General features: G+C 60.0%; 10 protein-coding genes. 7 read left to right on the top strand and 3 right to left on the bottom strand.

The window, feature by feature from the left end; translation table 11 throughout:
- The 4 genes from AC2VNK_RS00855 to AC2VNK_RS00840 all read left to right on the top strand — a co-directional run.
- Positions 1–317 (top strand): peptide chain release factor-like protein (locus AC2VNK_RS00855; protein ID WP_486882467.1); only part of this gene is annotated, 317 nt, incomplete at its 5' end.
- Positions 307–1,173 carry a peptide chain release factor N(5)-glutamine methyltransferase gene (gene prmC, locus AC2VNK_RS00850; protein ID WP_486882466.1) on the top strand — a complete coding sequence of 289 codons (867 nt, stop codon included), beginning with the start codon at positions 307–309 and terminating at the stop codon, positions 1,171–1,173. The genes AC2VNK_RS00855 and prmC, both read left to right, overlap by 11 nt.
- Before the next feature lie 2 nt (positions 1,174–1,175).
- Positions 1,176–1,988, top strand: a complete 813-nt coding sequence (gene mutM / locus AC2VNK_RS00845) for a bifunctional DNA-formamidopyrimidine glycosylase/DNA-(apurinic or apyrimidinic site) lyase (protein WP_291520689.1) — start codon at positions 1,176–1,178, stop codon at positions 1,986–1,988.
- Positions 1,989–2,004: 16 nt separating this feature from the next.
- The gene (locus AC2VNK_RS00840) at positions 2,005–3,987 is read left to right on the top strand and encodes a dynamin family protein (protein WP_291520688.1); all 1,983 of its coding nucleotides are present in this window, start codon (positions 2,005–2,007) and stop codon (positions 3,985–3,987) included.
- Here AC2VNK_RS00840 and AC2VNK_RS00835 read toward each other — a convergent pair.
- Genes AC2VNK_RS00835 through rsmD form a run of 3 tightly spaced genes read right to left on the bottom strand, consistent with a single transcriptional unit; the run spans position 3,974 to position 5,341 of the window.
- The gene (locus tag AC2VNK_RS00835) at positions 3,974–4,222 is read right to left on the bottom strand and encodes a YfhL family 4Fe-4S dicluster ferredoxin (protein WP_486882465.1); all 249 of its coding nucleotides are present in this window, start codon (positions 4,220–4,222) and stop codon (positions 3,974–3,976) included. The genes AC2VNK_RS00840 and AC2VNK_RS00835 overlap by 14 nt on opposite strands.
- A gap of 32 nt (positions 4,223–4,254) precedes the next feature.
- The gene (coaD, locus tag AC2VNK_RS00830; protein ID WP_291520686.1) at positions 4,255–4,779 is read right to left on the bottom strand and encodes a pantetheine-phosphate adenylyltransferase; all 525 of its coding nucleotides are present in this window, start codon (positions 4,777–4,779) and stop codon (positions 4,255–4,257) included.
- Positions 4,772–5,341, bottom strand: a complete 570-nt coding sequence (gene rsmD / locus AC2VNK_RS00825; RefSeq protein ID WP_291520685.1) for a 16S rRNA (guanine(966)-N(2))-methyltransferase RsmD — start codon at positions 5,339–5,341, stop codon at positions 4,772–4,774. The genes coaD and rsmD overlap by 8 nt, the downstream gene beginning before the upstream one ends.
- 122 nt (positions 5,342–5,463) lie before the next feature.
- On the opposite strand from rsmD, the gene ftsY reads away from it, so the two are divergent.
- The 3 genes from ftsY to AC2VNK_RS00810 all read left to right on the top strand — a co-directional run.
- A complete protein-coding gene (gene ftsY, locus AC2VNK_RS00820) occupies positions 5,464–6,528 on the top strand; it encodes a signal recognition particle-docking protein FtsY (protein WP_486882464.1) in 1,065 nt (354 codons plus the stop codon).
- The gene (ftsE, locus tag AC2VNK_RS00815) at positions 6,525–7,196 is read left to right on the top strand and encodes a cell division ATP-binding protein FtsE (RefSeq protein WP_291520683.1); all 672 of its coding nucleotides are present in this window, start codon (positions 6,525–6,527) and stop codon (positions 7,194–7,196) included. Before ftsY ends, ftsE begins: the two co-directional genes overlap by 4 nt.
- On the top strand, positions 7,193–7,854 hold a 662-nt coding region (locus AC2VNK_RS00810), incomplete at its 3' end, for a cell division protein FtsX (protein WP_486882462.1). The genes ftsE and AC2VNK_RS00810, both read left to right, overlap by 4 nt.

Raw genomic sequence — 7,854 nt, 5'->3', positions numbered from 1 at the left:
CCTGTCAGGAAGATCGCTCCCAGCACAAAAACCGGGCGCGGGCCATGGCGCTGTTGCAGGCGCGTCTGCTGGAGCAGGAGCAGGAGAAGCAGCAGAGCGCGGCGGCCCAGACCAGGCGCCTGCTAGTGGGCTCCGGGGATCGCTCCGAACGTATCCGCACCTACAACTTTCCGCAGGGGCGGATCACCGATCATCGTATCAATCTTACGTTGTACCGGTTGGAGGCGGTACTGGCGGGGGAGCTCGATGCCGTTATCGAACCGCTGATCAAGGAATATCAGGCCGACCTCCTGCAGCATCTGGGTGATGACCTCTGATTCCGGCGTAACGCACAATCCATCGCGCAGCCTGCGCGACTGGCAGCATGATCTGCGCGAACAACTGCGGGTGCTGACTGATCAGCCTGAGCAGGAAGCACGCTGGCTGCTGGCTGCGGCCCTTGGGCTGGAAGGGGCGGCGCTGCTACGCAATGCATTGCGGCCAATTTCTTCAGAGGAGGAGGCACGGATTAGCGCACTGCTCACGCAGCGCCGGGCGGGTGTACCCTTGGCCTACTGTTTAGGCGAGTGGTCTTTCTACGGGCTGGATCTGTGCGTGGCCCCTGCGGTGCTCATCCCTCGCCCGGATACGGAGACGCTGGTGACCCTGGCCCTGGAGGAATTAGCGGAGGAGGGCGCGTCGCGGGTGCTTGACCTCGGTACCGGCTCCGGGGCCGTTGCACTGGCCATTGCCCTGGCGCGGCCGCAGGCGGAGGTCTGGGCCGTGGAGCGCAGCCCGGCGGCGTTACAGGTCGCGCGCGCCAATGGTGCGCTTCTGGCGCCGCAGGTACACTGGCTGGAGGGCGACTGGTACGCACCACTGGATAGCACCTTACGTTTTGACCGGATTGTGGCCAACCCCACTTACCTGGCCGATAACGATCCCCATCTCCCTGATTTGCGTCATGAGCCTTGGGATGCCCTGGTGGCTGGTCCCCGCGGTCTGGAGTGCCTGGAACGCATCATTGCGGGCGCGCATGAGCGCCTCTCGCTGCACGGCATGCTGTTGCTGGAGCATGGTCCTGATCAGGGGAAGGCGGTGCGCAGCCTGCTCACCAACGCCGGCTTCAGCGCGGTGCGAACCTGCTGTGATCTGGCCGGGCGCGAACGCGTGAGCAGCGGAACAAGGACTTAACCATGCCCGAGTTGCCCGAAGTCGAAGTCACCCGACTGGGTATCGCCCCCTATCTGCTGGGACAGCGTCTGGAGGGGGCAGTGGTGCGGGATGGTCGCCTGCGTTTGCCGGTGAACGCCGATCTTGCCGGGCGGGTGGCCGGGCAGCGCCTGCTGAACCTGCGGCGACGGGGCAAATATCTTCTACTCGACCTGGAACGGGGAGCGATCCTGATCCATCTGGGAATGAGCGGACACCTGCGCGTCCTCCCGCAAAGCACCCCGGTGCAGAAGCATGACCATGTCGATCTGCTCTTTGCCGACGATCTGTGCTTGCGCTTCCATGACCCGCGCCGTTTTGGAGCCGTGTGCTGGCTCGCCGATCCCGACCGGCATCCGTTCCTTCGGCATCTGGGGCCAGAACCGCTGGGCGATGGTTTTACCGCGGAATACCTGTATCAGCGGAGCCGAAACCGGCAGGTACCGGTTAAATCCTTCCTCATGGATGCCCATATCGTCGTCGGCGTCGGCAATATTTACGCCAATGAGTCTTTGTTTGCGGCGGGTGTCGATCCGCGCCGCCACGCGGGGCGTATTGCCCTGCCGCGCTATGGGAAGCTGGTGCAGACCGTGCGCGATGTCCTGGAGGCGGCTATTGCCCAGGGCGGAACGACCCTGCGTGATTTCACCCGGCCCGATGGCAGAAATGGCTATTTTCGACTATCTCTTGCGGTGTATGGACGAGAAGGGGAACCCTGTACGCAGTGCGGCGCGCCGTTACACGGCATCCGTATCAGTGGTCGGGCGACGACCTATTGTTCCCAATGTCAGCACTGACCAGTCGGGAGTAAGCATGAGTGAAGAGCATCTGTTAGAGGCATCCCCCATTCTGCAGGGGCTGCGCGCGTTAAATAGTTGGCGGCAAAAAGTAATTACCGGTCTTCATGAAATGGCCGCGTTGACGGCCGATCTGGGCTTGCTGCCCAGTGGGACCATGCTGCAACTGGAAACCTTGGCTTATGAAACGGAGCAGGACAGTTTGCGTATCGCCCTCGTCGGCGAGTTTTCGCGCGGTAAGACCGAGCTGATTAATGCCCTCTTTTTCTCGGATATGGGGGCGCGTCTGCTGCCCTCCAGTTCCGGCCAGACCACCATGTGTCCCGTGGAGATTCGCGGCGCGCCGCAGGGGCGGCCGGGTTTGCAGCTCCTGCCCATTGCTAGCCGCAGTCTCGATGTCAGCATCGAAAAACTCAAAAGGGCGGGGAGCGCGTGGACGCGATTGCCGCTGGTGCTGGAAGAAAAAAACGAACGGTGCCAGGCGTTGGCTCATCTTACGGAAACGGTTTGTGTGACGATTGAGGATGCTCGTCGCATCGGACTTTGCCCGCCGCTCAACCGTACGCCCAAAGACCGCGAGCGCACCGTTTGTCCCTCCTGTGGCCTCGGTAAGGTGCTGATTCCGCGCTGGCGTCACGCCCTGCTTTATCTGGCACATCCTATGCTGGATGCCGGTCTCACGGTGCTGGACACCCCCGGCCTCAACGCCATCGGTGCGGAACCCGAATTGACTTTCGGTATGCTCGCCGATGCGGACGCCATTATTTTTGTGCTGGGTGCGGACACCGGCGTTACCCAAAGCGACCTGACCATCTGGGAACAGTATCTGATACGCAATGCGCACCAGAAGCAAATTGTGCTCCTCAACAAGATTGATACCCTCTGGGACGAATTGCGTGACTGGTCTGGGGTGGTGGCAGAAATTGAGCAGCAGGTGGACAAAACGGCGGAACGGCTGCGTATTCCTCGTGAGCAGGTTATTCCAGTCTCCGGTCAGAAGGGGCTCATCGCCCGAATCCGCAAGGATCAGAAGTTGCTTGAACGTAGCGGAATGGCAGCCCTGGAGCGTTCCATCGCTGAGGTACTATTGCCCGCACGGCGAGTGGCCATCCAGGCAAAGTGCCGGGCTTTGGTAGAGCGCGTCGTTATGGACCAGAAAAATTTGCTGCATGAGCAAATGAATAGAATCACGGCGCAGATAGAGAGCGTGCGCAGTCTCAGGGATCGGACTGCTGAGAAAGTGCCCGAACTGGTGGCACAACATCAGCGGTTACTCCAAAGCTTTGAGAAAGACCGGCATGCCTTCGAGGAAAAAAAAGCGGCCTTCCGTCAGGCGGTTGAAGAGTGTCTGCTCGTCCCTCTGGCGCCTGCTTCTTTTGATTTTGTGATCAGCAACGCCAAAGCGGAGATGCTTTCCGTATGGACAACGGCAGGTATCGTCGAACGTTTCAGACTTTTCTTCGCGGAGGCCATAGCCCATTTTGACAAGGCGCTGCAGGGTGCGCAGCAGGTATCGGCACTGGTGGCCGGGGAGTATCAGGCGTTGCAGAGCCGTTATCGTTTACCCGCCTTGCGGACTGTGCCCTATGCCATTATGCCACGACGGGCGGAGCTCATGGATATGGCGGAAAATTATGAGCGCTTCGGGATGATGCTGGAGATCGCTGTGAACACCCAGAGTGCCGTGGTGCGCAAGGCCTTCCTGACTGTAGCCAGTCGAACCCGCGATTTTGTCGTCGAAACCAGACGGGAGGCAGAGACCTGGGTAGACGAGATCATGGCGGTCATGAACCAGCAACTACAGGTTTTTCAGGACAATGCCGAAGAGGAGCTCAATGCGCTGCAAAGTATTGCTCAGACCATGGGTAATATTGATACCCGCATTCAGCAACTACAGCAGAGCCTGCAGATTGCGCAGGAGCAAATGGCCCGCCTCGACCGTCACTCGGCGCCATTGCTCCATCTGCTGCGGGAACCGGTCAGCACTACTGCCCCGTAAGCTGCAGAAATTTTTGTTCCAGGGCTTCCGGCGACTCTGCATGGTCGGGGTCGCTGAGGATGCAGTCGACGGGGCAGACCTCCATGCATTGCGGGGAGTCATAGTGACCGACGCATTCCGTACAAAGATCGGGATTGATGACGTAGATCTGTGCGCCCATGCTGATGGCGTTGTTGGGGCATTCCGGCTCGCAGACATCACAATTGATGCACTGATCGTTAATGCGTAGGGACATTAATATATTCTCCTCAAGGCAACTTTAAGATTTTACTTTTCTGCAGCGTTGGGGTCCATGCCGACACGAAAATGCTGCTTTAAGGCGGTGGCCACGGCGGGCTGGACGAAGGCATCCACATCCCCCCCCAACCGGCTGATTTCACGCACGAGGCTGGAAGAGAGAAAGGTGTGCTGATCGGAGGTCATCAGGAAGAGCGTCTCAATCTGGGCATCCATGCGCCGGTTTATGGAGGCCAGTTGAAACTCATGCTCAAAGTCCGATATGGCGCGCAGTCCGCGCAGGATCAGATGGGTCTTTTCCTCCTGCAGCAGGTGAATCAGCAGACCAGGGAAGGGCCGTACCCGCACCCCCGGGATCCCGCCTAAAGTTGCCTCAGCGAGCGCGACCCGTTCTGCGAGAGGGAAAATGGTCGTTTTCGCCGTTTGGGCGGCTACCGCCACTACGACCTCATCAAATAGCGTTGCTGCCCGCCGCACCAGATCTTCATGGCCGTTGGTGATGGGATCGAAGGTGCCCGGATAAATGATCCGGCGCTCTATGTTGGGTCTAGTCATGGGAATGCTCCGGCAAAATCATATAAAGAGCGTAGTGCGAATCACCGCAGCGGCCCCGCCGATAGGCTTGCCAATGGCTGGGGATTAGGGCGTCATCCCACCGCTCTGCGGCGGAGGTCTCCAGATACAGCCAGCCTTCCGCAGCGAACTTCTTTCCATTCCACAATATCGGGGCCATCCGTGCCGGCCAGCCGTGGCCGAAGGGTGGATCGGCGAAGATGATATCAAAGGGCCGGGTGCAATGTTGCAGGTATCCCAGGGCATCCGGACCCGCCAACTGCGGGGCCGCTACTCCGCAGGCTGCCAGATTCCGGGACAAGAGCTGGCGGTGCTGTGGGTCTTTCTCGATGAAAACGACTTCTTGTGCGCCGCGTGACCAGGCTTCCAGTCCCAGTGCGCCGCTACCTGCGAAAAGATCCAGCACCCGTGCCCCGGTCACCCGTCCTCCCAGCCAGTTGAACAGTGTCTCGCGCACAGCGCCCGGTGTGGGGCGCAGGGAAGGACCGGCCGGGGTGAGCAACCGTCGGCCGCGATGACGACCCGCAATAATAGAGACGCTCATACGGGCCGATTCCGCGACAAGAAACGCCGCTCATGGCACGGTGCGGCGTCGCGCGCATTGTTCGATTCCGCCCTTCGGTGGATAATGAAAAGATTCATAGTGTCTGAGGTCTGCTTAACCCAATGGCGTTCGACTGGTTCAAGCGTAACAAAAGCCTTCCTGCGGGGGAAACGTCGTCCGCAGAGACCATCTCCCCGGTTGCTGTGGGGCCGGCTACAGCGGAAGCTGTAGCGCAGGCAGAAGCCCTTTCCGATACACCCGGAAAAGGGCTTTTCTCCCGTCTTCGACAAGGCCTGACCCGAAGCCGGGAACAACTGGTCGAGGGTGTGGGGCGTCTGGTACTCGGTAAAAAGGTCATTGATGCAGAATTGCTGGAGGACCTGGAAGCCTTACTGCTGCAAGCTGATCTGGGCACCGCTGCAACCCGTGAAATCATGGACAGCGTGACGGAACGGGTGCGTCGCAAGGAACTCACGGACCCCAATGCGCTCCAGGCGGCATTGCGCGAGTCACTCCTCGACATCCTGCGTCCCCGCGCGCAACAGTGGTCGCCCGAGAAGGGGCGTTCTCAAGTGTTGCTCATGGTGGGTATCAACGGGGCGGGCAAAACGACCACCATCGGCAAGCTGGCTGCGCACTGGAAGGCGGAGGGTTTCGGTATTGTCCTCGCCGCCGGAGACACCTTCCGCGCCGCCGCCGTGGAGCAGTTGCAGGGATGGGGTAAACGGGTGCAGGTGCCCGTGGTGGCGCAGGGGACGGGCGCCGACAGTGCTTCCGTGATCTTTGATGCGCTGACTACGACCCGCGCGCGCGGCAGCGAATTGCTCATCGCCGATACCGCCGGCCGCCTTCATACCCAGGGTCATCTCATGGAAGAGTTGAAGAAGATCAAGCGGGTCCTTGGCAAACAGGACCCGGAGGCGCCACAGCAGATCTGGCTGGTGCTGGACGCGGGCACCGGCCAGAATGCCCTTAATCAGGTGCGTCAGTTTCACGATGCGGTAGGGTTGACGGGTATTTGCATCACGAAGCTGGATGGCACCGCCAAAGGTGGCGTGGTGGCGGCCATTGCCAGGGCCGTGCCCATCCCCATTCGCTATATCGGTGTTGGTGAGCAGGTCGAAGATCTACGTCCTTTTGACCCCGAATCTTTTGTCGATGCCCTTTTTGCGGAGTCGAAGCCATGATCGAGTTTATCAACGTCACCAAGCATTACCCGGGACGGCATCACGTTCTCCGCGAGGTGAATCTGCATTTGCACAAAGGCGAGATGGCCCTGCTGACCGGGCCTTCCGGCGCCGGTAAAAGTACGCTGCTCAAGCTGCTTCTGCGTTTGGAGGATGTCAGTCGCGGTACGCTGATGGTCAATGGCATCGATGTCTCCACCCTCGGGCGCCGTCATATTCCCGCCTACCGGCGGCGGATCGGTGTCGTCTTTCAGGACCATAAGCTGCTGATGGATCGCGATGTATTCAGTAATGTGGCGCTGACCTTGCAGGTGGGAGGCCTTACTGGCCGACAGATACAAAGCCGGGTACGGGCGGCGCTGGAGAAGGTGGGGCTGGGGGATCGTGCGCAGGATTTGCCCGCGGTCTTGTCTGGCGGTGAGCAGCAGCGTGTGGGCATTGCCCGTGCCATCGTCCACACTCCGGAAATTCTGCTTGCGGATGAACCGACGGGCAATCTGGATAACTCCCTGAGTACGGAGATTCTTGATCTCTTCCGCGACTTTCATCACCACGGAGCGACCGTGCTGGTGGCTACCCACGACCAATCGCAAGTCAATCGCCTCGGCCTACCGGTTTTTCACCTGGAACAGGGCCGTCTGCACACTCCTGAGGAGGACAAGGCGTGAATCTCCATATTCGTCTGGAAGCGGCAAAAAATGCGCTGAATACGCTGATCAAGCAGCCCGTAGCCACGCTCATGACCGTGCTGGCGCTGGCTATCGTTCTGGCGCTTCCGGTGGGTCTTTTTGCTGCCCTCAACAATCTCCAGCAACTCTTGGGGCACTGGCGGGATCAAGCGCAGATCTCTCTCTTTTTGCACCAGGGCGCCTCTGCCGCAGAGGTTCAGAACCTCCAGGCCCTGCTCGAACGCAGCACCGGGGTGGTGAGTGTGCGTTATGTGGGCAAAGAGGCGGCGCTGACGGAGTTTGAGCACCACGCCGGAATGACGGCGGCCATACAGACCTTAGGTGAAAATCCCTTGCCGGCCTCTTTTGTGGTCGAACTGAACCCGCTGGCGCAGAGTCCATCTGCGCTGCAAACACTGGTAGCCTATTGGGGCCAGCAACCGGGAGTAGCCAGTGCGCAATCAGACCTGCGTTGGGTGGCGCGTTTGCAGGCGATCCTTGCTTTAGGAAAGCGCGCGGTGTGGATTCTCGCAGGATTACTCGCCGTGGGAGCCATCCTGGTCATGGGTAACACGATCCGCCTGCACATCTCCCAGCGGCGTGACGAAATCGATGTGGCGAGCCTGGTAGGTGCTACCCGCGCCTTTATTCGCCGTCC

The sequence above is a fragment of the Acidithiobacillus sp. TH-A35 genome, from assembly GCF_057473505.1.
The sequence above is the reverse complement of the archived record's forward strand: the minus strand, read 5'-3'. Positions and strand labels throughout refer to the sequence as shown.

Coding starts and splice junctions, on each gene's coding strand:
- prmC (WP_486882466.1), top strand. CDS start 307: ATGACCTCTGATTCCGGCGTAACGCACAATCCATCGCGCAGCCTGCGC.
- ftsE (WP_291520683.1), top strand. CDS start 6,525: ATGATCGAGTTTATCAACGTCACCAAGCATTACCCGGGACGGCATCAC.
- ftsY (WP_486882464.1), top strand. CDS start 5,464: ATGGCGTTCGACTGGTTCAAGCGTAACAAAAGCCTTCCTGCGGGGGAA.
- coaD (WP_291520686.1), bottom strand. CDS start 4,779: ATGACTAGACCCAACATAGAGCGCCGGATCATTTATCCGGGCACCTTC.
- rsmD (WP_291520685.1), bottom strand. CDS start 5,341: ATGAGCGTCTCTATTATTGCGGGTCGTCATCGCGGCCGACGGTTGCTC.
- mutM (WP_291520689.1), top strand. CDS start 1,176: ATGCCCGAGTTGCCCGAAGTCGAAGTCACCCGACTGGGTATCGCCCCC.
- AC2VNK_RS00840 (WP_291520688.1), top strand. CDS start 2,005: ATGAGTGAAGAGCATCTGTTAGAGGCATCCCCCATTCTGCAGGGGCTG.
- AC2VNK_RS00835 (WP_486882465.1), bottom strand. CDS start 4,222: ATGTCCCTACGCATTAACGATCAGTGCATCAATTGTGATGTCTGCGAG.